This window comes from Saccharomonospora xinjiangensis XJ-54 (assembly GCF_000258175.1).
Taxonomy (GTDB): Bacteria; Actinomycetota; Actinomycetes; order Mycobacteriales; family Pseudonocardiaceae; genus Saccharomonospora; species Saccharomonospora xinjiangensis.
Window position 1 is genome coordinate 3935389 of sequence record NZ_JH636049.1, and the last position, 25146, is coordinate 3960534.

Annotated in this window: 27 protein-coding genes; 17 read left to right on the plus strand and 10 right to left on the minus strand. The window is 69.5% G+C overall.

Annotated elements, in window-relative coordinates:
- Window positions 1-44: 44 nt before the first annotated feature.
- Together pyrG and SACXIDRAFT_RS17830 are read left to right on the plus strand one after the other, a co-directional pair.
- Window positions 45-1745, plus strand: coding sequence for a CTP synthase (gene pyrG / locus SACXIDRAFT_RS17825; protein ID WP_006240025.1), 1701 nt, complete (start codon window positions 45-47; stop codon window positions 1743-1745).
- Window positions 1742-2368, plus strand: a complete 627-nt coding sequence (locus SACXIDRAFT_RS17830; RefSeq protein WP_006240026.1) for an NUDIX domain-containing protein — start codon at window positions 1742-1744, stop codon at window positions 2366-2368. The genes pyrG and SACXIDRAFT_RS17830 overlap by 4 nt, the downstream gene beginning before the upstream one ends.
- 20 nt (window positions 2369-2388) lie before the next feature.
- Here the strand turns inward: SACXIDRAFT_RS17830 and SACXIDRAFT_RS17835 are convergent, their stop codons facing one another.
- Window positions 2389-2874 carry a DUF1707 domain-containing protein gene (locus tag SACXIDRAFT_RS17835; protein ID WP_006240027.1) on the minus strand — a complete coding sequence of 162 codons (486 nt, stop codon included), beginning with the start codon at window positions 2872-2874 and terminating at the stop codon, window positions 2389-2391.
- Between the two features lie 60 nt (window positions 2875-2934).
- Between SACXIDRAFT_RS17835 and SACXIDRAFT_RS17840 the strand changes: the two genes are divergently transcribed.
- The 7 genes from SACXIDRAFT_RS17840 to SACXIDRAFT_RS17870 all read left to right on the plus strand — a co-directional run bounded on the left by SACXIDRAFT_RS17840 (window position 2935) and on the right by SACXIDRAFT_RS17870 (window position 8492).
- The gene (locus SACXIDRAFT_RS17840; RefSeq protein ID WP_006240029.1) at window positions 2935-3645 is read left to right on the plus strand and encodes an OBAP family protein; all 711 of its coding nucleotides are present in this window, start codon (window positions 2935-2937) and stop codon (window positions 3643-3645) included.
- Window positions 3646-3694: 49 nt separating this feature from the next.
- On the plus strand, window positions 3695-4636 hold the full coding sequence (xerD, locus tag SACXIDRAFT_RS17845) for a site-specific tyrosine recombinase XerD (protein ID WP_006240030.1): 942 nt from the start codon (window positions 3695-3697) through the stop codon (window positions 4634-4636).
- A gap of 102 nt (window positions 4637-4738) precedes the next feature.
- Window positions 4739-5755 (plus strand): ParA family protein, encoded by a 1017-nt coding sequence (locus tag SACXIDRAFT_RS17850; protein WP_006240031.1) that lies wholly within the window; start codon window positions 4739-4741, stop codon window positions 5753-5755.
- On the plus strand, window positions 5752-6180 hold the full coding sequence (locus SACXIDRAFT_RS17855; protein WP_006240032.1) for a hypothetical protein: 429 nt from the start codon (window positions 5752-5754) through the stop codon (window positions 6178-6180). Before SACXIDRAFT_RS17850 ends, SACXIDRAFT_RS17855 begins: the two co-directional genes overlap by 4 nt.
- Window positions 6177-7034 carry a segregation and condensation protein A gene (locus tag SACXIDRAFT_RS17860; protein WP_006240033.1) on the plus strand — a complete coding sequence of 286 codons (858 nt, stop codon included), beginning with the start codon at window positions 6177-6179 and terminating at the stop codon, window positions 7032-7034. Before SACXIDRAFT_RS17855 ends, SACXIDRAFT_RS17860 begins: the two co-directional genes overlap by 4 nt.
- Complete coding sequence (gene scpB, locus SACXIDRAFT_RS17865; RefSeq protein WP_006240034.1) at window positions 7031-7768, plus strand: SMC-Scp complex subunit ScpB; 738 nt, start codon at window positions 7031-7033, stop codon at window positions 7766-7768. Before SACXIDRAFT_RS17860 ends, scpB begins: the two co-directional genes overlap by 4 nt.
- The gene (locus SACXIDRAFT_RS17870; RefSeq protein WP_006240035.1) at window positions 7755-8492 is read left to right on the plus strand and encodes a pseudouridine synthase; all 738 of its coding nucleotides are present in this window, start codon (window positions 7755-7757) and stop codon (window positions 8490-8492) included. The genes scpB and SACXIDRAFT_RS17870 overlap by 14 nt, the downstream gene beginning before the upstream one ends.
- Before the next feature lie 108 nt (window positions 8493-8600).
- Here SACXIDRAFT_RS17870 and SACXIDRAFT_RS17875 read toward each other — a convergent pair whose 3' ends face one another.
- Together SACXIDRAFT_RS17875 and SACXIDRAFT_RS17880 are read right to left on the minus strand one after the other, a co-directional pair.
- The gene (locus SACXIDRAFT_RS17875; RefSeq protein WP_006240036.1) at window positions 8601-9314 is read right to left on the minus strand and encodes a hypothetical protein; all 714 of its coding nucleotides are present in this window, start codon (window positions 9312-9314) and stop codon (window positions 8601-8603) included.
- A gap of 104 nt (window positions 9315-9418) precedes the next feature.
- Complete coding sequence (locus SACXIDRAFT_RS17880; protein WP_006240038.1) at window positions 9419-10000, minus strand: GNAT family N-acetyltransferase; 582 nt, start codon at window positions 9998-10000, stop codon at window positions 9419-9421.
- A gap of 71 nt (window positions 10001-10071) precedes the next feature.
- Here SACXIDRAFT_RS17880 and SACXIDRAFT_RS17885 point away from each other — a divergent pair, with 71 nt between their 5' ends.
- On the plus strand, window positions 10072-11289 hold the full coding sequence (locus tag SACXIDRAFT_RS17885; protein WP_232285394.1) for a winged helix-turn-helix domain-containing protein: 1218 nt from the start codon (window positions 10072-10074) through the stop codon (window positions 11287-11289).
- 54 nt (window positions 11290-11343) lie between these two features.
- Here SACXIDRAFT_RS17885 and SACXIDRAFT_RS17890 read toward each other — a convergent pair whose 3' ends face one another.
- Both SACXIDRAFT_RS17890 and SACXIDRAFT_RS17895 read right to left on the minus strand, forming a co-directional pair.
- A complete protein-coding gene (locus SACXIDRAFT_RS17890) occupies window positions 11344-12186 on the minus strand; it encodes a DUF4097 family beta strand repeat-containing protein (protein WP_006240041.1) in 843 nt (280 codons plus the stop codon).
- 5 nt (window positions 12187-12191) lie between these two features.
- Window positions 12192-12731 (minus strand): toxin-antitoxin system HicB family antitoxin, encoded by a 540-nt coding sequence (locus tag SACXIDRAFT_RS17895; protein ID WP_006240042.1) that lies wholly within the window; start codon window positions 12729-12731, stop codon window positions 12192-12194.
- 164 nt (window positions 12732-12895) lie between these two features.
- On the opposite strand from SACXIDRAFT_RS17895, the gene thyX reads away from it, so the two are divergent.
- The 5 genes from thyX to SACXIDRAFT_RS17920 all read left to right on the plus strand — a co-directional run bounded on the left by thyX (window position 12896) and on the right by SACXIDRAFT_RS17920 (window position 18671).
- Window positions 12896-13648, plus strand: a complete 753-nt coding sequence (gene thyX, locus SACXIDRAFT_RS17900; protein WP_006240043.1) for an FAD-dependent thymidylate synthase — start codon at window positions 12896-12898, stop codon at window positions 13646-13648.
- Between the two features lie 139 nt (window positions 13649-13787).
- Window positions 13788-14177: an ACT domain-containing protein gene (locus SACXIDRAFT_RS17905; RefSeq protein ID WP_050987038.1), complete on the plus strand. Its 390-nt coding sequence runs from the start codon at window positions 13788-13790 to the stop codon at window positions 14175-14177.
- A 138-nt stretch (window positions 14178-14315) separates the two neighbouring features.
- Window positions 14316-15824, plus strand: coding sequence for a serine/threonine-protein kinase (locus tag SACXIDRAFT_RS17910; RefSeq protein WP_006240045.1), 1509 nt, complete (start codon window positions 14316-14318; stop codon window positions 15822-15824).
- A 127-nt stretch (window positions 15825-15951) separates the two neighbouring features.
- Window positions 15952-16977, plus strand: a complete 1026-nt coding sequence (dapA, locus tag SACXIDRAFT_RS17915; RefSeq protein WP_006240047.1) for a 4-hydroxy-tetrahydrodipicolinate synthase — start codon at window positions 15952-15954, stop codon at window positions 16975-16977.
- The gene (locus tag SACXIDRAFT_RS17920) at window positions 16974-18671 is read left to right on the plus strand and encodes a ribonuclease J (protein ID WP_006240048.1); all 1698 of its coding nucleotides are present in this window, start codon (window positions 16974-16976) and stop codon (window positions 18669-18671) included. Before dapA ends, SACXIDRAFT_RS17920 begins: the two co-directional genes overlap by 4 nt.
- Before the next feature lie 9 nt (window positions 18672-18680).
- Here SACXIDRAFT_RS17920 and SACXIDRAFT_RS23355 read toward each other — a convergent pair whose 3' ends face one another.
- The 4 genes from SACXIDRAFT_RS23355 to SACXIDRAFT_RS23625 all read right to left on the minus strand — a co-directional run bounded on the left by SACXIDRAFT_RS23355 (window position 18681) and on the right by SACXIDRAFT_RS23625 (window position 21214).
- Window positions 18681-18821: a hypothetical protein gene (locus SACXIDRAFT_RS23355; protein ID WP_006240049.1), complete on the minus strand. Its 141-nt coding sequence runs from the start codon at window positions 18819-18821 to the stop codon at window positions 18681-18683.
- A 161-nt stretch (window positions 18822-18982) separates the two neighbouring features.
- A complete protein-coding gene (locus SACXIDRAFT_RS17925; protein ID WP_006240050.1) occupies window positions 18983-19999 on the minus strand; it encodes an EamA family transporter in 1017 nt (338 codons plus the stop codon).
- The gene (locus SACXIDRAFT_RS17930) at window positions 19996-20817 is read right to left on the minus strand and encodes a lysophospholipid acyltransferase family protein (protein ID WP_050986954.1); all 822 of its coding nucleotides are present in this window, start codon (window positions 20815-20817) and stop codon (window positions 19996-19998) included. Before SACXIDRAFT_RS17930 ends, SACXIDRAFT_RS17925 begins: the two co-directional genes overlap by 4 nt.
- Before the next feature lie 109 nt (window positions 20818-20926).
- Window positions 20927-21214, minus strand: a complete 288-nt coding sequence (locus SACXIDRAFT_RS23625) for a hypothetical protein (protein WP_232285327.1) — start codon at window positions 21212-21214, stop codon at window positions 20927-20929.
- Between SACXIDRAFT_RS23625 and SACXIDRAFT_RS17935 the strand changes: the two genes are divergently transcribed.
- Window positions 21192-23543 (plus strand): DNA translocase FtsK, encoded by a 2352-nt coding sequence (locus SACXIDRAFT_RS17935; protein WP_006240052.1) that lies wholly within the window; start codon window positions 21192-21194, stop codon window positions 23541-23543. The two genes, SACXIDRAFT_RS23625 and SACXIDRAFT_RS17935, sit on opposite strands and share 23 nt — an antisense overlap.
- 5 nt (window positions 23544-23548) lie before the next feature.
- Window positions 23549-24556, plus strand: a complete 1008-nt coding sequence (locus SACXIDRAFT_RS17940) for an o-succinylbenzoate synthase (protein WP_006240053.1) — start codon at window positions 23549-23551, stop codon at window positions 24554-24556.
- Here the strand turns inward: SACXIDRAFT_RS17940 and SACXIDRAFT_RS17945 are convergent.
- Window positions 24544-25122 (minus strand): amino-acid N-acetyltransferase, encoded by a 579-nt coding sequence (locus SACXIDRAFT_RS17945; protein WP_050986955.1) that lies wholly within the window; start codon window positions 25120-25122, stop codon window positions 24544-24546. The genes SACXIDRAFT_RS17940 and SACXIDRAFT_RS17945 overlap by 13 nt on opposite strands.
- Between the last annotated feature and the right edge of the window lie 24 nt (window positions 25123-25146).

A 25146-nucleotide genomic window follows, 5' to 3' on the forward strand; every position in this document is an offset into this window, starting at 1 on the left:
GCCTGTCGGCACGAACGGCCCCTTGTGCGATAAGGTGGAAGCCCGTGGGACTTCAGCCGCGGACAACCAAGTACGTCTTCGTCACCGGAGGCGTCGCCTCCTCGCTTGGCAAGGGGCTCACTGCCTCCAGCCTCGGACAACTCCTTACGGCCCGCGGGCTCCGGGTCACGATGCAGAAGCTCGACCCGTACCTCAACGTGGACCCCGGAACGATGAACCCGTTCCAGCACGGGGAGGTGTTCGTCACCGAGGACGGGGCCGAGACCGATCTCGACATCGGCCACTACGAGCGGTTCCTCGACCGTGACCTCTCCGGCACCGCCAACGTCACGACCGGCCAGATCTACTCCTCGGTCATCGCCAAGGAGCGGCGGGGCGAGTATCTGGGCGACACCGTCCAGGTCATTCCGCACATCACCGACGAGATCAAGTCGCGGATCATGACGCTCGCCGCCGACGACGGCAGCGGGACGACGCCCGACGTCGTGATCACCGAGGTCGGCGGAACGGTGGGCGACATCGAATCGCTGCCGTTTCTGGAGGCGTGCCGCCAGGTGCGACACGACGTCGGCAGGGACAACTGCTTCTTCCTCCACGTGTCGCTGGTGCCGTACCTCGCGCCGTCCGGTGAGTTGAAGACCAAGCCGACGCAGCACTCCGTCGCGGCGTTGCGCAACATCGGTATCCAGCCCGACGCGCTGGTGTGCCGCGCCGACCGGGATCTGCCGGAGGAACTCAAGCGCAAGATCGGCCTCATGTGCGACGTGGAGACCGAGGCTGTCATCGCCTGCCCCGACGCGCCGTCGATCTACGACATCCCCAAGGTCCTGCACAGGGAGGCGCTCGACGCCTACGTGGTGCGCAGGCTCGGCCTGCCCTTCCGCGACGTTGACTGGACAGTCTGGGGTGACCTGCTCGACCGCGTGCACAACCCCACCGAGACCGTCAGGGTCGCCGTCGTCGGCAAGTACATCGATCTGCCGGACGCCTACCTCTCCGTCACCGAGGCGCTGCGGGCAGGCGGGTTCGCCCACCGGGCGAAGGTCGAGATCGTGTGGGTTCCCTCGGACGACGCCACGACGCCGTCAGGAGCAGCGGCAGCACTGTCCGGTGTGGACGGTATTCTCGTGCCGGGAGGGTTCGGGGTGCGCGGCATCGAGGGCAAGATCGGTGCCATCAACTACGCGAGGACTCACAAGATCCCGCTGCTCGGTCTGTGCCTCGGCCTCCAGTGCATGGTCATCGAGGCGGCACGCAATCTCGCGGGCATCAAGGACGCCAACTCGGCGGAGTTCGACGAGAACACGACCAATCCGGTGATCTCGACCATGGCGGACCAGAAGGACGTCGTGGCGGGCGAGAGGGACATGGGCGGGACGATGCGACTGGGCGCCTACCCCGCGAAGCTCGTCGCGGGTTCGCAGGTCGCCGAGGCGTACGGCACACGGGAGGTGTCCGAGAGGCACCGGCACCGCTACGAGGTGAACAACGCCTACCGCAAGCGCCTCGCCGAAGCGGGACTCGTGTTCTCCGGTGTCTCTCCCGACGACCGGCTCGTCGAGTTCGTGGAACTGCCGAAGAAGGAACACCCGTTCTTCGTCGGTACTCAGGCGCATCCCGAACTGAAGTCGCGCCCCACGCGGCCCCACCCGCTGTTCGCGGCGTTCGTGCGCGCTGTCGTTGACTACCGCACCGCGGATCGGCTTCCCGTCGAACTCCCGGAGACTCCGGTGGCGGCGCGGTGAGCGAGCCGGGCAGCCACGAGTTCACGGTCGCGTCCTCACGCGACATCCACATCGGACGGGTCGTGGGCCTTCGGGTTGACGACGTCGTCATGCCGGGTGGCTCCACTGCCTCGCGGGAGGTCGTGGAACACCTGGGGGCCGTCGCGGTCTGCGCTGTGGACGACGACGGCGCGGTGACCCTCGTGCACCAGTACCGGCACCCGCTCGGTGACCGGCTGTGGGAGTTGCCTGCGGGGCTTCTCGACCAGCCCGGTGAGGACCCGGCCGAGACGGCGGGCCGCGAACTCGTCGAGGAGACGGGACTTCGGGCGAAGCGGTGGGACACGCTCGTGGACATCGCCGCATCCCCCGGTTTCACCGACGAGGTCGTGCGCGTGTTCCTGGCGCGCGACCTCACCGAGGTGGGCCGTCAGGCACACGGTGAGGAGGAAGCCGACCTGGTCGTCCACTCCGTCCCGCTCGACGAAGCGGTGCGCATGGTGCTGTCGGGGGAGATCGTCAACGGGGCCACCGTCGGCGGTTTGCTCGCCGCGCACGCCGTGCTCACCGGAGGTGTTCCGCCGCGCGCCGCCGACGCACCGTGGCGGCACCGGCCGACCCGTTTCGCCTCCCGCACGCGCTGAACCACCCCGGCAGGGGCACGTCACCGCAGTGTGCGGCCCCTGCCGTCGGTTCCGCCCTGGGTGAGCAGGATGATGCCGTCGATGAGCGGCCACAGCGCACCCATGCCGAAGGTGATCACAACGCAGAGCAGTTGCAGGACGGCGAGCCGGGTCTCGCCGGTGTAGAAGCGGCCTGCGCCGAAGGGAAGCACGATCTGGAGCACGCCTGCCGTGACCGCCGAGCGGTCGGACGGCTCCGGGGTCGTCAGGTCTGCGGCTGGGGTGGGCGCCGGGGCGACGGTGGCGGGCGTGGCCGTCGTGAGGAAGGCGGGATGGGGCTCGGGGAGGTCGGCGAACAGCGGCCGTACGTCACCTCGCGTGCGAGCGGTGAGGACACGGTCGATGCGCTCCTCGTACTCGGCGGTTGTGAGACGTCCTTCCGCGAAGTGGTCGGCGAGCACGTGGCTCGCCGCTTCCCGTTCCGCTGTGCCGATGCGCAGGCCGTCCGTGTCGAACACCCCGTCCATGGCATCGAGCCTAGGCGAGCCGCAGGTTTCGTCGTCGCCCGCTTCGTCAACGCCTGGGGCATGAATGCGACCATCCCGTCCCGGCCGTCACCGATGCGTCCCGCGGGTGAGGAGAAGAGCGGCTGGCTCGCGGTACTCGAGCAGGGCGCGAACCTGCTCCAGCAGGCCACACCGCTTGCCGGTTTCGACGTCTACGTCGTCGGCCTGCACTGCGCCAAGGACCGTCCCGGCCAGCAGATGGAGGCTCACCACTACTGCCGCGTCGTGAACGAGGATTTCCTGCAATGCGTGTTGTTCGACGGCAACACCGCCGACGCGAACCTGATCGGCGTCGAGTACATCGTGTCCGAGAGGTTGTTCGCCACGATGCCGCGCGAGGAACGCACGTACTGGCACCCGCACAACTACGAGATCCTGTCGGGTCAGCTCGCGGCCCCCGGCCTTCCCGCCGTTGCCGAGAAGGCGCTGATGAAGCAGCTCATGAACAGCTACGGCAAGACCTGGCATACGTGGCACACGGGTCGTCACGACGGGGAGCGGGGCGACGAGGCGCCGAAGGGCGACGCGATGCTGATGTGGTCGTTCAACCGCGACGGTGAGGCGGACGAGTCGCTCAAACTGCACCGCGACGACGCCATGCGGCTGGACACGGCAGGCAAGCGTGATCACAGGCACGACCTCGTCGAGTTGGCCCGACCGCAGGAAGGTGTTGACGCCATGCGGGACCAGTTCAGCGGCACGCGTCCCGTCGAAGGTGTCGCCGAGGTCTGACCCCGTGTTGATCACCGATCGTGCCTGTCCGTTCCCGTAGGGTTGGCACGTGGCACAGGCCGGCGATTCCCAGAACCCTCTCCGTCAGGCCGTGGCCGCCTATCTGGATCACCTGACCGTCGAGCGGGGCACCGCCCGCAACACGGTTGACGGATACTCCCGCGACCTTCGCCGCTACGCCGACCATCTCGCCGAGGCGGGGGTGAACGACCTGCGGCAGGTGAGCAGCGACCACGTCGTCGCGTTCGGCGTCGCCATGCGGCGTGGCCACGGCGACCGGCCCGCTCTGGCCCCGTCGTCGGCGGCACGAGCGCTGTCCGCCGTGAGGGGTTTGCACCGCTTCGCCCACGCCGAGGGCTGGACAGGCGACGACCCGGCTCGCGACGTGCGACCGCCGTCGCTCACCCGGAGACTGCCCAAGGCGCTTCCCCTCGGCGACGTGCTGCGGCTGCTCGACCTGCCTGCGGGGGAGGACGCGCGAGCGCTGCGCGACAAGGCGCTGCTGGAGTTGCTGTACTCCACGGGCGCGAGGATCTCCGAGGCCACGGGACTCGACGTCGATGACGTCGATCGTGACGACCGCACCGTCGTCCTCGACGGCAAGGGCGGGCGGCAACGCCTTGTCCCCTTCGGCCGTCCCGCGCGGGAAGCACTCGATGCCTACCTCGTGCGCGGCAGGCCCGCGCTCGTCGCGAAAGGCAGGGGAACGGGCGCGTTGTTCGTGAACGCACGAGGCGGCAGGCTGTCGCGGCAGGGAGCGTGGCAGGTGTTGAAGTCGGCCGCCGAACGCGCGGGAATCACGGCCCCCGTGTCACCCCACACGCTGCGACATTCGTTCGCGACGCACCTGCTCGAAGGCGGCGCGGATGTTCGCGTGGTCCAGGAACTGCTCGGGCATGCGTCCGTCACCACCACCCAGGTCTACACACTCGTCACCGTCAACACCCTGCGTGAGGTGTATGCCACCACGCATCCCAGAGCACTGGGCTGAGCGGGCGAAAGTACTCCGGTCGTGACCGGCGAGCCGCTTTGGCGCTGCTCTCCGTGCGTCATACGCTGACGCCGGTCCATGCGAACAAGGAGCTTTCGCCCCATGTCGACTTTTCCACAGCCGGCGCGGCGCCTGTCGGACCGCCCCAGCCAGGCGGACGGGTCAGGCCCGGCCACCGCCGAGGAGCGCGACCGGACCGCCGTGCGCATCGCGAAGGGGAGCAGGGACGTCAAGGATCCGAGGACCGCCACGAGGAACGGAAAGAGCGCAGGCGCCGCCGACGACGAGCCCAGACTGGGGCCCACGGGGCGGCCGCTGCGCGACATTCCGGATCCTCCTCCGATCGACCGGCACGGGCCTGCTCAGATCGTCGCGATGTGCAACCAGAAAGGCGGCGTCGGCAAGACCACCTCCACCATCAACCTCGGCGCCGCGCTGGCCGAGTATGGGCGGAGGGTGCTGCTGGTGGACTTCGACCCGCAGGGCGCGTTGTCCGTCGGCCTTGGTATCCAGCCGCACGAACTCGACCAGACGGTCTACAACGTCATCATGGAACGGTCGGTCGCCGTCGAGGACGTGATCTGCGAGACCCGCGTCGAGAACGTCGATCTGTTGCCGAGCAATATCGACCTCTCCGCGGCCGAGGTGCAGCTCGTGGCCGAGGTCGGGAGGGAGCACACCCTGCTCCGGGTGCTGCGTCCCGTGCTGGGTCACTACGACTACATCCTCGTGGACTGCCAGCCGTCTCTCGGCCTGCTGACCGTGAACGCGCTCACCGCCGCCGACGGGGTCATCATTCCGCTGGAGTGCGAGTTCTTCAGCCTGCGCGGTGTGGCATTGTTGATCGACACGATCGAGAAGGTGCGCGAGCGGCTGAACCCGAAGCTCGACATCACCGGAATCCTCGCCACCATGTTCGATCCGAGGACCCTGCATTCGAAGGAGGTCATCGCTCGCGTGGTGGAGGCATTCGGTGACACCGTGTTCGACACGGTGATCAATCGCACCGTGCGGTTCCCCGAGACGACCGTGGCCGGTGAACCGATCACCAGGTGGGCCCCCCGGTCGGCCGGTGCGACGGCCTATCGCGCGCTGGCGCGTGAGGTGATCGCTCGGTGAGCAGGCGAGCGCCGCTGCCCGGTGCTTCGGAGCTGTTTCGCCGGACTGCGCAACGTGACATCGACGCCTCGCGTCAGCCGCAGGCCACCGCGCAGGAGGATGCGCCGCGACGGCCCGCGAGGACCGAGGACCGGTCGGCCCCTCGCCGCGGTTCGGGAAGACAGAAGCACGACGCCAAGATCACGGTTTACGTGTCGGGGGACGAGCTGCTCGCCATGGAGCACGCCAGGCTGAAACTGCGCGGCTCTCACGATCTCGCGGTGGACCGGGGCCGGATCGTGCGTGAGGCCGTGGCCGTCGTGCTCGCCGACTTCGAGCGGCGTGGGGACGATTCCGTCCTGGTGCGCAGGCTCAAGGACGAGGACATCGACGAGGACCGCCTCCTCGACGACAGCGCCCCCGGCGAGGACGCCACGAGCCGATGACGGCGTCCCACATCCCACCCGCCGACGAACCGGACGACACCGACCGCCCCCACCGCGGTTTCCTGGTGAGGCTCGACAACTTCGAGGGCCCGTTCGACCTGCTGCTGCAACTGATCTCTCAGCACCAGCTCGACGTCACCGAGGTCGCACTCCACCAGGTCACCGACGAGTTCATCGCCTACACCCGCACGCTGGGGCAGAACTGGAATCTCGACGAGATCACGGAATTCCTCGTCGTGGCGGCCACACTGCTCGACCTCAAGGCGGCACGCCTGCTGCCTTCGGCGGAGGTGGAGAACGAGGACGACCTCGCGCTGCTGGAGGCTCGCGACCTGCTGTTCGCCAGACTGCTCCAGTACCGCGCGTACAAGCAGGTCGCGGCTCTGTTCGCCGAGTTGGAGGCCGGGGCACTACGCCGCTACCCGCGTTCGGTGGCGCTGGAGGAGCGTTACGCGAGCCTGTTGCCCGAGGTGATGCTCGGCGTCACGAAGGAGAAGTTCGCCGACGTGGCGGTGGGCGTGTTCCGGCCGAAACCACCGCCTACGGTGTCGCTCGACCACCTGCACATGGCGCGGGTGTCGGTGCGGGAGCACGCGGCTGTGTTGCGGCTCCAGCTGGCGAAACGGGGAGCGGCGACCTTTCCCGAACTCGTCGCCGACTGCGAGCACACCATCGAGGTGGTCGCGCGGTTTCTGGCGCTGCTGGAGCTCTATCGCGAGTCGGTGGTGCAGTTCGACCAGGACGAGGCGCTGGCTGAGCTGCGGGTGCGGTGGACGGGCGGCTCGGCGGAGCAGGCCGCCGACGACGCCGAACGTGACCGCGCGGTGGGCATCGAGGACGAGGAGTACGGGTGAGTGACGTCGATGATCAGAGCGGCGACGTGCGGGTTTCCGCACTGGGCGAACTCGACGTGGACAGTGACGTTGCGCACGACGTGACGGACGACCTGACGAACGACGCGGCGGAGAGCCTCGCGGGCGGTGAAGGACGAGGCGAGGGAGCCGGTGAGCCCGCCGTCGTGCCGCACGAGCGCGAACTGCCGGACCTCACGAGCGACACCGCGCTGGCCTCGGCGCTGGAGGCCCTGCTTCTGGTGGTGGATTCCCCGGCGAACGAGGAGTCGCTCGCCGGCGCGCTGGACCAGCCCGTGGACAGGGTCACCGAGATGCTGCGCACGATGGCGGAGGATCTGGCCGACCGGGGAAGCGGCATGGATCTGCGCAGGGTGGCGGAGGGGTGGCGGCTTTACACGCGCGAGACCTACGCACCCTTCGTGGAGAAACTCCTGCTGGACGGGCAGCGCTCGAAACTCACGAGGGCGGCGTTGGAGACACTCGCCGTCGTGGCCTACCGGCAGCCGGTGACGCGGTCGCGGATCGCGGCCGTGCGCGGTGTCAACGTGGACGGCGTCGTTCGCACCCTGCTCGCGCGGGGACTGATCGAGGAGAGCGGCGCCGACCCGGAGACGGGTGGCACCCTGTATGTGACGACGGAACTGTTCCTGGAACGACTGGGGTTGTCGTCGCTCGGCGACCTGCCCCCGATCGCTCCGCTACTACCTGAGGTGGATTCGATTGACGACAGCTGACCAAGGCGTGCGCCTGCAGAAGGTGCTGGCCAAGGCTGGGATCGCCTCCCGCCGCGCCGCAGAAGACCTCATCGTGGCGGGCAGGGTCAGCGTGGACGGCTCCGTGGTGCGTGAACTCGGCCGCAGGGTTGACCCTGACACCGCCGTGATCCACGTTGACGGCGAGCGGATTCAGGTGCGCGACGATCTCGCGTATCTCGCCATGAACAAACCGCGTGGCGTGCACACGACGATGAGCGACGAGCAGGGCAGGCCGTGCGTGGGTGACTACGTGGGCGACCGAGGTGAACGACTGTTCCACGTCGGCAGGCTCGACGCCGACACCGAGGGCCTGCTGCTGCTCACCAACGACGGGGATCTGGCGCACAAGCTCATGCATCCGTCCTTCCACGTTCCCAAGACGTATCTCGCCGAGGTGGACGGCACGGTTGCCAGGGGGCTCGGCAAGCGGCTGCGGGCCGGAGTGCGCCTGGAAGACGGTCCCGTGAAGGTGGACGAGTTCCGGATCAAAGACACCCGCCCCGGCCGCACATTGATCGAGATCGTGCTGCACGAGGGTCGCAAGCACATCGTGCGCAGGTTGCTGGCCGAGGTGGGGCATCCGGTGCGCAAACTCGTCAGGACCGCCGTGGGCGAGGTGTACCTCGGCAACACGAAACCCGGCAGGCTGCGGGCGTTGACGCAGGCGGAGATCGGCTCGCTCTACCGGGCCGTCGGCGAATGAGGCGAAGCGCGGAAGCCCGAGACTGAGGCGATCACGCGGGTCGAGCGGGGAACTGACGCACGGCGTCCGGCTCCGCTCGACCTCGCTTCGTCGTCCTCGACGTCGGGTTCAGCCCTCCGCGATGTCCGACCAGCACCACGATCCCGAGGAGTTCTCGACGGTGAAGGTGGCGTTGACGGAGAGCTTCTTGCCCTCGTTCTCCAGGTCGATGCTCGCCTTGAACGACGCGCTCGGCGGGTTCTGCTTCTCTTGGAGCCCGCTGGTCACCTCGAACTTCGTGACGTAGGGCGCATCGGTGGCGAAGCCGTGCAGCTTCGGCTCGTCGGCAGGGCAGATCAGCTTCTTGAGCGCCTCGTAGTCTCCGTTCGACCAGCCCTGCGCGACCTGCTCGGCGACGGCGGCGGCCTCGCTGTCGCCGAAGTCCGTGCCGCCGCCAGCGCCGTCCCGGCCTGAGTCGTCACCGCTGAGGAGGAATCCGGGGGTGACGAAGCCGGTGACACCGAACGCCGCCAGCGCCACCACCGCCACGGAAACCCCCACCCACAGCCCGGTCTTCTTCTTCGGGGCAGGCGGCATGGACTGCTGCGGCGGCTGCGCGGGAGGCATCCCACCGTACGGATGGCCGAGTTGGCCGAGTTGGCCGAGTTGGCCCAAGCCCTGCTGCGGTTGCTGCTGCCCGAATGCCTGCGCGCCGTGTGGCTGCCCGTACGCCTGCGGAGCCTGCGGCTGAGCCGGTTGTCCCTGCTGGGGAGTCCAGCCACCGAAGTGACCTTGCTGGTCGTAGGGCCCTCGCTGGCCGCCCTGCTGCGGGGGGTATGTCATGGCGTTCGCCCTTCGTCGCGGTGCCCGAGACCTCAATGCCTCCTGTGACGCTGCCTCCTGTGACGCCGGGATCCCTGGCACGGTTCCGTGCGCGCCGGAGTCCCTCAGCCCGGTCCGGACGTCTCGGGGTGTTCGAGCCGGAGGTCGAGCGTTCCAGTGAGCCGGAGTTCCTTGATCGTGTTCTCACCGGTGTCGAGGGTGCGGACGGTGCCGTCGGGGTGCCAGCCCGCACCGCGGTAGAAGGAGAGCGTGGCCGAATCCGACTGCATGACCCAGGTGACGCCGCGTTCGGCTCCACGGCGGCGTAACCCGGCCGCCGCGGTGGCGAGCAACCGGCCGCCGTGCCCGCGGCGGCCCCAGCGGGGTTCCACGACGAGAGACGCGATCAGCGCCGTGCTCCCGGCGTCGTCGGGCAGTGCACCGTCGGCGGCGGCGACCTCCGCCTCCGGCGCCATCCCCGCGACGCAGAAACCCACCGTGGCCTGCCCCTCGACGGCGACGTAGACGTCGGTGCCGGGGTGGTCAACGGCTTCGGCCCAGCTCGCCGACATCTCCTCCGGAGCGAGCCGGTCGAGTACGGAAGGGCCGAGGGACTCCGCGAAGGCGGTGCGCCAGGCGACGAGCTGGATCCGGGTGATCTCGGGCACGTCGCCGCCGGTGGCGGGACGGACGTCGGCGGTGGTCATGCCGGTCACAGTAGCGGCCGTCCGGCAACGGGATATCGACGTGCCGGAGGATGTCGGTGCCCGCTGGCATGATGCCCGACGTGAGAACCGTCAGCCCCGGGGTCGCCACCCGGACCGCCCTGGCAGCGCAGGGTTTCGCCGATCCACGTCCCGTCGGTGAGCCGGATCGAAGGCATCTGCGCCGGGTGCTGTCCCGTGTGCAGGTCCTCCAACTCGATTCGGTCAACGTCGCCGTCCGCGCTCACTACGCGCCGCTGTTCTCCCGTCTCGGCGCGTACGACAGGGAACTCGTGGACTCCGCTGCCTGGACACACAGCGCGCGCCGCCCCCGCATGCTCGTGGAGTGCTGGGCTCACGAGGCGAGCCTGGTGCCGGTGGAGGATTGGCCGCTCCTGCATTCGGGAGCGAAGCCGCGAGGCTGGTGGCGGCACTACGGCCGGATCGCCGAATCCGAACCCGCTCTCATCGACGACGTGCTCGCCGTCGTGAAGGAACTGGGGCCGGTCGGTGCGGGCACCATCGAACGCGAACTGTCCGGGCCCGCGGCCAGGACACCGGGCTCGTGGTGGGAACGCTCGGACGTCAAGAAGGTCTGCGAGTGGCTCTTCGGCATCGGGGAGCTGACCACGGGTGCCCGCAGGGGATTCGAGCGGCTGTACGACCTCAGCGAACGAGTGCTGCCGCCCGAGGTGTTGCACCGCACGGTGGCCGCCGACGTCGCTGCGAGGGAACTCGTGGACCGCGCCGCGAGGGCGTACGGCATCGCCACCGAACCCGATCTGCGCGACTATTACCGGCTTTCACCCGAGGTGAGCAAGAGAGCCGTCGCCGAGCTCGTCGAGGAGGGAACCCTGGAACCGGTGCGTGTGGCCACGTGGCGGGCGCCCGCATACCGGCATGTCGCCGCCCGCGCACCGCGCACGGTGGAGGGCAGGGCGCTGCTGTGTCCTTTCGATCCGCTGGTGTGGGAGCGAAGCAGGACGGAACGGCTGTTCGGCTTCCGGTACCGCATCGAGATCTACGTGCCGGAGGCCAAACGGGTGCACGGCTATTACGTCTTCCCGTTCCTCCTCGACGGGGCGCTGGTCGCGCGGGTCGATCTGAAGGCCGACCGCGCAGCGGGGATACTGCGGGTACAGGGCGCCTTCGCCGAGTCCGATGTGGACCTCGACAGGGTCGCGTCCGAGCTGGCGGGCGAACTCGGTGTCATGGCGTCGTGGCTCGGGCTCGATCGGGTCGTCGTCGGTGAACGCGGAGATCTGGCCCTCGACCTCCGTCGTGCGATCTGACGGGCGGCAGCTCGCACGACGGAAGCGATTGTGCCTCCGGCCATGCGCAGGAGGTCAGGCGCGCGTGACCACGACCCTTCCTGCGCCGCTGCGAGCGCGGACGGTCAACGCCGCGGCCTCCTGCGGTGGACTGTCCGACACGTCGAGGTCACTGTGGACACTGCCAGCGCCACTGGAGAGGTCGATCTCCGCCGTGACACCGGGCCGGATGCCGACGCGGATGTCCCCGGTGCCCGAGATCGCCTCGACGGCACCCGAGGTGGCCTCGCCGACGATGATCTCGCCACTGGTGGTGCGCACGAGGGCGGCGTCGGCGACCTCGCCCAGCCGGACCCGCGCGCTGCCGCCGTTGACGGTCGCAGGCCCCGACAAAGTCTCGATGTCGATCTCCCCGCTGCTCGTGCGCACGGTGGTGGTGCCCTCGGCCATGTCGAGGGTGACCGAACCGGAGCCGGTGTTGACGTCCGCCCCGCCACAGGCGCCGTGCACCGTCACACCGGCGAGCCGGGTGCGGGCGCGTACGTGGGAGGAGGCGGGAGCGCGGACGGTGACCGCGACCGGCGAACCCATGGGTGGGGGAGCTTTCGGGCCTCGTACCACGACACGGTCGCCCACTTTCTCGATCCGCGTCTCCTGCACGGCGTCGGCCGGGGCGGCCAGTGGGCCACTCTGCCCGCCGAACATCTCACCGACCCAGTTCAGCACCCCGGCCGCACCCTGAGCCCACGACGGTCCTGGCGCGTGCGCACGCCGTATCTCGACGGACACGCCCGGCTCGTCGGTGAGGCGGACCTCCACAGTGCCCGCTGTGAGGTCGAGGTCCAGCTCGACGGGCTCGTCTGCGTCGAAGGTCTGCGTGCGGACGACGTCGTTGCCGCCCTCTGACTGCTCGGTCACTCCGCTCACCCCCTGACCCAGCCGTGCAGGTGCGAGCCGCCGTGACCCCGGCCACCTCGCCCGTGGTGAGGAGGACCGAACGGGGAGCTGCCGTGCGGCTTGCCCTGGAGCGCGCCCTGCACCGCCTGTGCGACGAACGTGTTCAGTGACACTCCTTGCGCCGCCGCGGCCTGCTCCGCCTGGGTTTTGAGGTGCTCGAACAGGCGAAGCGTCATCCGGCTGATGTCTCCTGAGTCACCGGGCGGCGGCGGAGGCGGTGGCGGGGGAGGTGGTTGGGGTGCCTCCTGCGCCTGGCCCGCAGGGCTGCCGCCGGTGACGACCACGCGGACGTCCCGGCCGTCGAGCCGCACCTCCACCACGTGATCGGGAAGCTGGGCGGTGACCTCGGCTGCCAGGTCGGACAAGGCGTTCATCAGTGTCAGGCGGGCTGCGGGTTCCAGCGTGGCAGCGAGCACGGCCGCGGCGCGCTGGAGTTGCTCGTCGCCTGCACTGGCCGTGGTGGCAAGGCTCTCCCGCAACGTGGAAAGGTACGGATTCAGGTCCATGACACCATGGTGACACCATATGTGATGTCTTTCAAGGGAGGCGAGGGCGTTGATGATGTCACTGTGACTTCGTCGTGTCGGCTCCAAGACCGGGACGCGCCTCGCGGAGCCCACATCCGGCGGAAGTACGCTCGCGGGTGTCGAATACAAGGAGGGAGTCGGACGTGGCGGAAACGGTGGCACCCAAGGTGCGGTTGATCGCGAAGACGGAGTTCTTCCCGCCTGAGGACGTGCCGTGGACAACCGACGCGGACGGAGGGCAGGCGCTCGCCGAGTTCGCGGGCCGTGCGTGCTACCAGTCGTGGTCGAAGCCGAACCCGAGGACCGCGACCAACGCGGGTTACCTCAACCACATCATCGATGTCGGGCACCTCTCGGTGCTGGAACACGCGAGCGTGTCGTTCTACATCACCGGTATCTCGCGCTCGCTGACCCACGAGCTGATCCGGCACCGGCATTTCTCGTACTCGCAGCTGTCGCAGCGCTACGTTCCCGAGCGCGACGCGGCGTTCGTCGAGCCCGACGTCATCGCGAACGACCCCGAGCTGCACGAGAAGTTCCTCGCGGCGACACAGGCCAGCGTCGATGCCTACACCGAACTGCTCGCGGGGCTGGAGGAGAAGTTCGCCGACGCCCCCTCCGCGACTCTGCGGCGCAAGCAGGCGAGGCAGGCCGCCCGCGCTGTGCTGCCCAATGCGACCGAGACCCGAATCGTGGTCACCGGCAACTACCGGGCGTGGCGGCACTTCATCGCCATGCGGGCCACAGAGCAGGCCGACGTGGAGATCAGGGCCCTTGCCGTGGAATGCCTGCGGCAGTTGCAGAAGGCCGCCGAGAACGCCTTCGCCGACTTCACCATCTCGACACTGCCCGACGGCACCGAGGTGGCTTCGAGCCCGATGGTCGCCGAGGGCTGAGGGAGAGGATCGCACCGTGCGGAAGCTCGTCGTGGACGTCCGGCCGGGTGAGTACGTGGTCGCCAGGTGGGATACCGAGCGGGACGCGAGCATGGATACCGAGCGGGACGCGAGCATGGATACCGAGCGGGACGCGAGCATGGATACCGAGCGGGACGCGAGCGTTGATACAGCGCGGCACGGCAGGTCGGGTGGGGTCTCGCCCGACCTGGCCGCGTTGTTCGCCGCCGGCGCCGCGTTCGTGTCGGTCACGTGCAACGGCGGCGAGCTGTCCGTGGTGGGCCCTGTGGACATCGTGCCGGACGGTGCCGTCGCGGAGGCGGGCTGGCGGTTGCTCACGGTCGAAGGGCCGCTTGAGTTCACGCTGACGGGAATCATGGCCGCGCTGGCGGGGGAGCTGGCGGCGGCCGGAGTGTCGCTGTTCGCGGTGTCCACTTACGACACCGATCACGTGCTGGTGAAGGACGCCGATCTCACCCGTGCCGTTGCGGCGCTGCGGGAGGCGGGTCACGAGGTGCGCGGCACCTGAGCTGTCTGCCCGCGCGGTTCGCGCCTGGTCCACCGCGAACTCGGGCGCACAGGGGGAACGTGTGTGCGGGACGGTCGGTCCTCCGATCGGGTGGTCTCCTCGCTACCATCTCTGCGCACGAGACGAGGGGGTTCGAGGTTGACCGACGAGCAGATCGCCACCACACCCGTGGCTCCAGCGATGCGGATGATCGCCAACCGCTACCGCCTCGGCGGTGAACTCGGCCGTGGTGGCATGGGCGTGGTCTGGCGAGCCGAGGACACCGTGATCGGCAGGCAGGTCGCGATCAAGGAGCTGCGGCTGCCCGACGGCGCCGAGGAGGGCGTGTTCCAGGAGCGGGTGCTCCGTGAGGTCCGCACGGGCGGCAGGCTCAACGACCCCGCCGTCGTGACGGTCTTCGACGTGGTGGCCGACGGTGGTACGACCTACATCGTCATGGAGCTGGTGGAGGCGCCGACGCTGTCGGACCTCGTCCGCAGCGGCGGCCCCCTCGCGCCGCACCAGGTCGCCTCCATCGGCCTTCAGGTGCTGTCGGCGCTGCGGGCCGCGCACCAGGCCGGGATCGTGCACCGTGACGTCAAGCCCGCGAACATCATGGTGGCCGCGAGCGGCAGGACCAAGCTCACCGATTTCGGTATCGCGCAGGCCATCGACGACCCGCGCATCACGACCAGCGGGATGCTCATCGGCTCGCCCGCGTTCATGGCGCCGGAGCGGGTCGCGGGTCGGGAGGCGATGCCCGCCTCGGACCTCTGGTCGCTGGGGGCTGCGCTGTTCTTCGCGGCCGAGGGTGCTGTGCCGTTCGAGCGGGCCTCCACGGCCGCGACACTCCACGCGATCATGAACGAGGTCCCGTATCTCACGAGGGTTCAGGGGCCGCTCGCCTCCGCGATCATGGGACTGATGGCGTCCTCTCCCGAGGGCCGCATCACCGCCGAGCAGGCGCAGGCGCTGCTCACCCTCGCCGCGCAGCAGCCCTCGGCCATGACACCGCCGGGCGGGCAGCCGACGCTGCACCACGCGGGGCCCTCGCCGACCATGATCGCGGGCAATCCCGGCACGAGCGCCTCCCAGGCCACGAGCCCGGGGCGGAGGAAGGCAGCCTGGACCGTCGGCGCTCTCGCCGGGGTCGCCTTGCTGGCAGCGGGCTTCTTCCTCGGCAAGCCCGTGTGGTCGCCCTCCGTTGACGAGCAGATGCTGCCGACCCTCACCTACGGCGAGGGCGGTGACATGGCCCAGCTCTACATCGACAGCAGCTACAACTGCGTCAACACCACCCTGGACAAGGGCCGGTCGGTGACCCAGAGCAACTGGGTGGACTGCGAAGAACACCACGACGTCGAGTGGTACGCCTCGCAGTACCCGGTCGGCGGGGCAGACGAGGAGGGTTCCCCGCAAGCCCGGTATCCGGGGAGGGAGACGCTCGTCGGCTACGCCGAGAAGGCGTGCGGGCTGATCTTTCACTCCAACCGCGTCAACGACGGACTCCGCGAAGGGCTCAGCTACCGCGCGCTGATCCCGAGCCAGAAGGAATGGGAGAAGCGTCCGGACGACTACAGCTCGGACGGGGTCAGGGGGATTTACTGTTTCGTCGGTGATCGCAACGGCGGCCAGCGGACCGGTTCGGTCATCCAGGAAGTGGAGTAGCGGAAGCGTTCTCGTTTCCCCACGCTGTCACCGGCAATCCTGCTGCCGCGCCGCACCGGGGCCGGAACATGGTCATTCACCTCGGTCGGCGCGGTCGTCGTCGAGCCGAAGAGGTACCGTCAGTTCCATGTCGATCGCACCTCCCACCCCACCCACGGCCGCGCCGGGACGACCGTTCGGCCGGGTGCTCACAGCCATGGTCACGCCGTTCACCGCCGACGGAGCGGTGGATCTGAAGCGGGCGCAGGAGCTCGCCGTCCACCTGGTGGAGCTGGGGAACGACGGTCTGGTCGTCAACGGAACCACGGGCGAGAGCCCCACGACGACGGACGCGGAGAAGTCCGACCTGGTGCGGGCCGTCACCGAGGCGGTCGGGGAACGGGCCACGGTCGTCGCCGGAGCGGGCACCAACGACACGGCACACAGCATCGAACTGGCCAGGCAGGCGGAGAAGGCCGGCGCACACGGCCTGCTCGTCGTGACCCCGTACTACTCGCGGCCGACGCAGGCGGGCCTCCAGGCGCACTTCACCGCTGTCGCGGACGCCACGGAACTCCCGGTGATGCTCTACGACATCCCGCCGCGCTCCATCGTGCCGATCGAGGTCGATACCCTGCGCAGGCTCGCCGAGCACCCGCGCATCCTCGCCGTCAAGGACGCCAAGGGTGATTTGCTGGCCGGTAGTGAGGTCATCGCCAACACCCATCTCGCTTACTACTCGGGTGACGACGGGCTCAACCTGCCGTGGCTGTCCGTCGGCGCCACCGGTGTCGTGAGCGTCATCGGTCACGTCGTGGCAGGCCGGATCCGAGCGATGATCGACGCCTACGAGGACGGCGACACCTCGACGGCCCGCACCAACCATCGCGGCATGATCCCGGTGTACCGGGCGTTCTCGCGGGTCGGCGGCGTGGTCTTCGCCAAAACGGCGTTGCGGCTGCGTGGCATGGACGTGGGCGAGCCTCGCCTTCCCATCGTGCCGGCGCCCGAGGAGCTGGTGCGCGCCGTCGCCGACGACCTCACACAGGCCGGGGTGCCGCTGGAGAGCTCACCTGCCGGTGACTGGGCGACCTCACGCGTCGCGCAGGCGGATTCGGCGGCGGCCTACGTCACACCCACCACACACACGAGCGTTGGGACCATTCAGCGTTGAACCATCAGTCGAGTGCACCGGGACCCGCACACCTGCCGCCGCCGCTGCCAGAGGGAGGACTTCGTGTCGTCGCTCTCGGCGGGATCGGCGAGGTCGGCAGGAACATGACCGTCTTCGAGTACGGCGGCAGACTGCTGATCGTCGATTGCGGGGTCCTGTTCCCCGAGGACGCCCAGCCCGGCGTCGATCTCATCCTGCCCGACTTCCGTGCCATCGAGGACCGGCTCGACGACATCGAGGCCATCGTGCTCACGCACGGCCACGAGGATCACATCGGTGCCGTGCCGTTCCTGCTGCGTATGCGCCCGGACCTTCCGGTGTACGGATCGCGTTTCACGCTGGCGCTGCTGTCGGCCAAGTGCAGGGAACACCGGCAGCGCCCTGTGCTGGTCGAGGTCGCCGAGGGACAGCGCCACCCTGTCGGGCCGTTCGAGCTGGAGTTCTTCGCGGTCAACCATTCGATTCCCGACGCGCTCGCTGTCGCCCTGCGCACCCCGGCGGGGGTCGTGCTGCACACGGGTGACATCAAGCTCGACCAGCTCCCGCTCGACGGCAGGCTCACCGACCTGGCTGGCTTCTCGCGGCTCGGTGACGAGGGCGTGGATCTGCTGTGCATCGACTCGACCAACGCCGAGGTGCCCGGCTTCGTCACGCCGGAGCGCGACATCGGGCCTGTGCTCGACGACGTCGTCGCGCGGGTGCGGCAGCGCGTGATCGTGGCGTGCTTCGCCAGCCATGTGCACCGGGTGCAGCAGGTGCTTGACGCGGCACAACGGCACGGCAGGCGGGTCGCCTTCGTCGGCAGGTCGATGGTGCGCAACATGACCATCGCGGCCGAGCTCGGCCTTTTGACGATCCCGCAGGGGCTGCTCATCGACCTCGACGAGGCGGTGAACCTTCCCGAGACGAAGGTGCTGTTCATCTCGACGGGGTCGCAGGGCGAACCGCTGTCGGCGTTGTCGAGGATGGCCAGGGGTGAGCACAGGCAGATCTCCATTCGCGAGGGCGACACGGTGGTGCTCGCGAGTTCCCTGATCCCCGGCAACGAGACCGCCGTGTTCGGCGTGATCAACGGCCTCGTTCGGCTCGGCGCGGACGTCGTGCACCAGGGCAATGCGAAGGTGCACGTCTCGGGACACGCGTCGGCGGGTGAGCTGCTCTTCCTCTACAACGCCGTCCGGCCGAGCAACGTCATGCCCGTCCACGGCGAGTGGCGGCACCTGCGCGCCAACGCGGCACTGGCCGTCCGCACAGGGGTGGCCGAGGAGAACGTCGTCCTCGCCGAGGACGGCGTCGTGGTGGATCTCGTCGATGGCAAGGCGTCGATCACCGGCAGGGTCGAGGTCGGCATGGTCTACGTCGATGGGCTGTCGGTCGGCGATGTCGGCGAGTCCACGCTGTCCGATCGGCTCGTGCTCGGGGAGGGCGGGTTCATCGCCATCACGGTGGCCGTCGATTCCACCTCCGGTAGGGCTGTCAGTTCACCGACGCTGTCGGGCCGAGGGTTCTCCGATGACCCGAAAGCGCTCGACGAGGTGACCAGGCTCGTGGAGATGGAGCTGTCGCGCACCGAGGCCGAGGGCATCACCGACACTCACCAGATCGCTCAGGCGGTGCGCCGGGTGGTCGGCCGCTGGGTCGCCGAGACCTATCGGCGCAGGCCGATGATCGTGCCGACGGTCATCCCGGTGTGACGAGCGGGCTCATTGGCTGCCGTCGCGGTGGCGGCAGGCCCGGGACCTGGCCCTGACGGTGGCCACCATGAGGGCCAGCAGGACCGTGAGGCCCTGGGTGAGCAGTGCCCTGCGGGCGCGGCGCTGTTCGGCACGAGTCGGACGGCTCATCCATCCCCCTTGTGTGTCGGCTCTTCTCGGATGTCACCCGCGCGAAAGACCGCAGCGCTCGGGGCAGTCTCGCGCGGGTGTCACCCATTTGGAAGGAGCTGGGCCGCTGTCGGTTCCCTCTCGCCCGATTTGTCCCGTGAGCCGGGTGCGGTCCTGCCCTGTCAGCGGGCCGTGCCGTGGTCCACGTGGTCGCCCACCGGAAGGGGTTCGGCCGCGGTGGTGGGCCCGCCCTGCGACGACGGCGCGGTGAGCTGCACCAGCAGCGCACCGCCGAGCAGCACACAGGCTCCCAGCACCTGAACCCAGACGAGGGATTCGTCGAGCAACACCCAGGCCAGGGTCGTGGCCACCAGCGGTTCGAGGAGGGCGAGCACGCTCGCCGTCGAGGCGGGCAGATGGCGCAACGCCGTGATCCCCGCCAGGTACGCCAGCACGGTCGAGAACAAGGCGACGGCGACGAGCAACGTCCACACCGGGGGCTGCCACGGCCCGATCTCGGCGGGGCCCGCAAGCGTCGAGGCGGGCCACGTCCACGGCGGGGCGACGGCGCACACGGCGACCGCGCCCACCACCATGCCCCAGGTCACCATCCCGAGCGGGTGGTGACTGGCCACGCCGTGTTCGCCCAGCAGGAAGTACGCGGCCGAGCACACGGCAGCCGCGACACCCGCCGCGAGACCGAGCGCGTCGAGTGTCAGCCCCTCGTGCACGCGGGCGACCATCGCCAGGCCAAGCAGGGCCAGCCCGATCCCGGCCCACATCGGCCACGGCAGCCGCACCCTGCGCACGAAGCGCACCCACAGGGCCACCAGCACGGGCGAGGTGAACTCCAGCAGGATGGCGATGCCCACGGGAACGCGGGCGGCGGAGAGGAAGTAGAACAGCTGCACACCGGCGACGCCGAGCAGGCCGTAGCCGAGCAGCACGCGCCACTGGCCGCGCTTCACCTTCAGCAGGCTGGGCCTGATCAGTCCGACGCCGATGAGCAGGACGACGGCGGCGATGCCGATGCGGGCAGCGGCGACCTGCTCTGGTGACATCCCCGCCGTCATCGCGGGTTTGCCGAGGGCCCCCGAGCTGCCGAAACACAGCGAAGCCAGCACCAGCAGTACGATGCCGCGCGCTCGGCTCCGCGACGGCGTGCCCTGCTCCCGGGCTGCGGTACCGGACTCGCTCACGGCCGCGCTCCCGGTCGCCACGGGCTGCGCCCGTCCGTGGGCCTCGTGGGATCGACGAACCTCGGAACATCAGGCTCGTCCGCACGCAGGGGAACGAGCCCGTCGGTGATCGCGTGCATGATCGCGGCGTGCGCCTTGACGGCGTCCCCGGGACGTCCCGCCCGGAACGGCGAGAGGTCAACCGGCTCCCCGAAGTGCACGCGGAAGGTGGGCCGTCGTAGTGGTGCCGTGAGGCCGGACCTGGCGAGCGGGAGGATATCGGACAGCTTGGTCACCGTCTCGGTTCCCCAGTAGACGGCCTCGTGCGCTCCCCACTGACTGATCGGGATCACCGGCACCCCTGCCGCGAGAGCCAACCTGGCCGCGCCCGTCTTGCCGCGCTCGGGCCACAGCCCCGGCTCGCGGCTAATGCGCCCTTCCGGATACACGATGAGCGGACCCGTCGCCAGGCGAAGGGCCTCCGCCGCCTGACCGAACTGCGCCACCGCCGACGACGAACCCCGGTCCACCCGAAGATGTCCGCTCGCCCGCAGCGCGGGCCCGACAACCGGGGCGTCGAGCAGGCCACCGGCGAGCATGAACCGTGGCGCGAGGCCGAGGCGCCTGCACGCGGCCATCAGGACGAACGCGTCGAACACGCCGATGTGGTTGGCCGCCATGAGCAGGGGCTTCCCGCGAAGGGAACGGGGAACGCATCCGGTGACGCGCAGCCGTCCCACCACGGAGACGAGCCCGTGATCGACGGCCAGCATCGTCCGCCACACGAGGGGGGCCTTGCCCCGTCCGGACGACCCTCGGTCGTGTTGAAGCGACACCATGGGCGCAAAGCATGTCACGGCGGCCCGCACCCATGACACGGGGCGGGCGTGACGCTGATCAATATCACCTGTGGCCAGTGTGGCGCGCGGGGCGAACGAGGTGAAACGGCTACCGTAGGGGCATGGCGAGCGGCTCGACGACACGGGGGCGCGGCACCGGGCGGACAGGCGCGGGGCGCGGAGCGCAACGCTCGGCGAAGGCGAAATCCGCGTCGGCTGCGAAGCCGGCGAGGTCACCGAAGTCGGCCACGCCGTCCGGCCGCACCACAGCGGCACGCAGACCGCCCGCGAAACGGGCGAAGCGATCGGCGGGAGGAGCCCTCGGCAGGACACTGCGAGGGACGTGGACGCTCCTCGCCAGGGGAACCGGCGGTGTGGCCAGGACCGTCGGGCGCACGCGCGAACTCGATCCGGAGCACCGCAGGGACGGCCTCGCGCTCGGCCTCGTCGCTCTCGCGCTGGTGGCAGCCGTCGGCGTCGGCTGGGAAGCGGCGGGGCCGGTAGGGGAGGCCATCGCGGTCGGTACCCGCAGCGTGATCGGAGCCGCGGCCGTGGCATTGCCGGTGGCCCTGTTGCTGGCGGCGGTGGTGCTCATGCGCTCGCAGCCGCGTCCGGAGACCCGCCCGCGCATGGTGGTTGGAAGCCTGCTGGTGGGCCTCGCCGTGCTCGGGCTGCTGCATCTGATCAGCGGTAGGCCGCAGGAGCACGCGCAGCAGATGTACGCGGGCGGCTGGATCGGCTGGTTCTCCGGCGACCTGCTCGCCAGGGGCGTCACCGCGTGGATCGCCGTTCCCCTGCTGGTGCTCGTGCTGGCCTACGGCGTGCTGGTGTTCGCGGGAACGCCCGTCCGCCGCCTCCCCCAGCGGCTGCGCGAGTGGACGACCGAGTCTGCGGGGTCCACGGACGCGTCGGACGCGCTAGAACCGGGCGAGGGGGAGGACGGGGCGGACGAGCGGGCCCCGTCACGAACCAGGTCGCGGGGCGGCGACACTGCCGCTCCCGACGGCGACGCCGTCACCGGCGCCGACCCGGCCACCGCCCGCCTGCGCAGGCCGTCGCGAGGGCGAACGCCGAAAGCGGACGCGGACGACGCGCAGGCCACACTCGATCTCACCGCGCCGGAGGGGGAACAGGTCAGCGGCCCCGTGCCTGCTCCCTCGCCGGTCCGCAAGAAGGCGGCAGGGGCGATGGCGTCGTCACGACGGCAGGAACCCGCGCTGTCGGTCACCCGCACGGTCGAGGGCGACTACAACCTCCCCTCACTGGAACTGCTCACACTGGGAGACGCGCCGAAGGGGCACAGCCGCGCCAACGACGTGATGATCGAGGCAATCACCGGCGTGCTCGACCAGTTCAAGATCGACGCGCAGGTCACCGGCTTCACTCGTGGCCCGACGGTCACCCGGTACGAGGTGGAACTCGGCCCGGGCGTGAAGGTCGAGAAGATCACCGCGTTGACGAAGAACATCGCCTACGCGGTGGCCACCGAGAACGTGCGCCTCCTCGCGCCCATCCCCGGCAAGTCGGCTGTGGGTATCGAGGTGCCCAACACCGACCGCGAGATGGTGCGCCTCGGCGACGTGCTGCGCTCGCCGACGGCTGCCTCCGACGACCACCCGATGGTCATCGGCCTCGGCAAGGACATCGAGGGCAACTTCGTCACAGCCAACCTCACCAAGATGCCGCACCTGCTGGTGGCAGGCTCCACGGGCTCCGGCAAGTCGAGCTTCGTCAACTCGATGCTCGTCTCCCTGCTCTCCAGGGCGACGCCCGACGAGTGCCGCATGATCCTCATCGACCCGAAGATGGTCGAGCTCACCCCGTACGAGGGCATCCCGCACCTGATCACGCCCATCATCACGCAGCCGAAGAAGGCCGCAGCGGCGCTCGCCTGGCTCGTGGAGGAGATGGAGCAGCGTTACCAGGACATGCAGGCCAACCGCGTGCGGCACATCGACGACTTCAACCGCAAGGTGCGGAAAGGCGAGATCACCGCCCCGCCCGGCAGCGAGCGGGTCTACCGGCCGTACCCGTACATCATGGCGATCGTGGACGAGCTGGCCGACCTGATGATGACCGCGCCGAGGGACGTCGAGGACGCCATCGTGCGGATCACGCAGAAGGCGAGGGCCGCCGGTATTCACCTCGTGCTGGCGACGCAGCGGCCGTCCGTGGACGTGGTCACCGGTCTCATCAAGACCAACGTGCCGTCGCGGCTGGCGTTCGCGACGTCGTCGCTCACCGACTCCCGCGTCATCCTCGACCAGCCGGGCGCGGAGAAGCTGATCGGCATGGGCGACGCGCTCTACCTGCCGATGGGAGCGGGAAAACCCACCCGTGTGCAGGGGGCTTTCGTCAGCGACGAGGAGATCACCGCCGTCGTCGCCGCGACCAAGGAACAGGCGGAGCCGGACTACACCGAGGGTGTCACGGCGGCCAAGGCCGGTGAGAAGAAGGACATCGACCCCGACATCGGCGACGACCTCGACGTGCTGCTCCAGGCGGCCGAGCTGGTGGTCAGCTCCCAGTTCGGGTCAACCTCGATGCTGCAACGCAAGCTGAGAGTGGGATTCGCGAAAGCGGGCAGGCTGATGGACCTGCTGGAGACGAGGGGAGTGGTGGGTCCCTCGGAGGGTTCGAAGGCGCGGGAGGTGCTCGTGAAGCCCGACGACTTGCCGGGGGTGCTCGCCATGATCCGTGGTGACGACCCGCCGCAGGAGGAGTAGCCGCCGTGTCCGTGACCCACTCCGCCTTCGACCCACTGGCCACCGTCGAGGAGGTCCGCGTCTATGCCATCGCGATGCGGACGCGGTTCCGTGGCATCACCGTGCGGGAGGGCATGCTGCTGCGCGGGCCGACCGGGTGGGGAGAGTTCTGCCCGTTCGACGACTATCCCGACGCCGGTGCCGTGCCGTGGCTCGCGGCGGCCGTCGAGCAGTGCACGGGGCACTGGCCCGCTCCGGTGCGTGATCGCGTGCCGGTGAACTGCACTGTCCCCGCCGTCGCTCCCGACGTGGCTCACGAGATCGTCGCGCGGTCCGGATGCCGCACGGCGAAGGTCAAGGTCGCCGACCGGCCCGGCTCGCTCGCCGAGGACCAGGCCAGGGTCGAAGCCGTGCGCTCGGCGCTCGGGCCTGGTGGCGCGATCCGGGTTGACGCCAACGGTGCGTGGGACGTCGAGTCGGCTGTGCGCCACATCAGAGTGCTGGATCGCTCGGCAGGCGGCCTCGAATACGTGGAACAGCCCTGCCCCACCGTGCCCGAACTCGCGCAGGTGAGGCGGCGGGTGAACGTGCGCATCGCCGCCGACGAGTCGATCCGCAGGGCCGACGACCCCCTCAGGGTCGCCGTGGCCGAGGCCGCCGACGTCGCCGTGCTCAAGTGCCTGCCACTGGGCGGGGTGCATCGCGCTCTCCAGGTCGCCGAGGCGTGTGGCCTGCCCTGCGTCGTCTCGTCGGCGCTGGAGACAAGCGTGGGACTCGCGGCCGAGGTCGCTCTGGCCGCGGCGCTTCCCGAACTCCCGTTCGCGTGTGGCCTCGGCACACTGTCGTTGCTGGACGGCGACGTGGTTCCCGCGTCGGCGGCGTTGCGGCCCGTTGACGGGTTCGTGCCGGTGCCCGCCGCGAAGCCGGTGCCCGATCCCGCGCTCGTTGACGCCCACGCTCCCATCGACCCGGTCGAGGTGGCTCGCTGGCTGGCGCGCCTGGCGCGGGTCGGCGCGTTGCTTCAACGACGCTGAGTGTCGTGCGCGTCCTCGCCGCAGGGGCGGGCAGTGTCGGTGGTGTCGGTGGTGTCGGTGGTGAGGTGCAGCAGCATGCGCGTGTTGCCGAGCGTGTTGGGCTTCACGAACGGAAGATCGAGGAACTCGGCCACACCGGTGTCGGCCGAACGGCGCATCTCCGCGTAGACCTCAGCGGGCACGGGGGTGCCGGTGATCTCGGTGAACCCGTGCCTCGCGAAGAATTCGGTCTCGAAGGTGAGCACGAACAGCCGTCGCAGCCCCAGTTCGGCCGCGAGGTCGATGAGCCGTTCCACCAGAGCGTGCCCGATTCCCCTGCCCCGCACCGACCGGTCAACCGTCACCGTGCGGATCTCGGCGAGGTCCTCCCACATCACGTGCAGCGCCCCGCACCCGACGACGGTGCCTTCGACCTCGGCCACCCAGAATTCCTGCACGTCCTCGTAGAGGGTGATCAGATTTTTCTCCAGCAGCACCCGCCCCGCGTCGGAGTCAACCAACCGCTTGATTGCGCGCACATCGGCGATGCGGGCGCGCCGGATCAGGGGTGCTTGCACAGACGTCAACGCTAGCGCGGGCGGAGAAGGGCA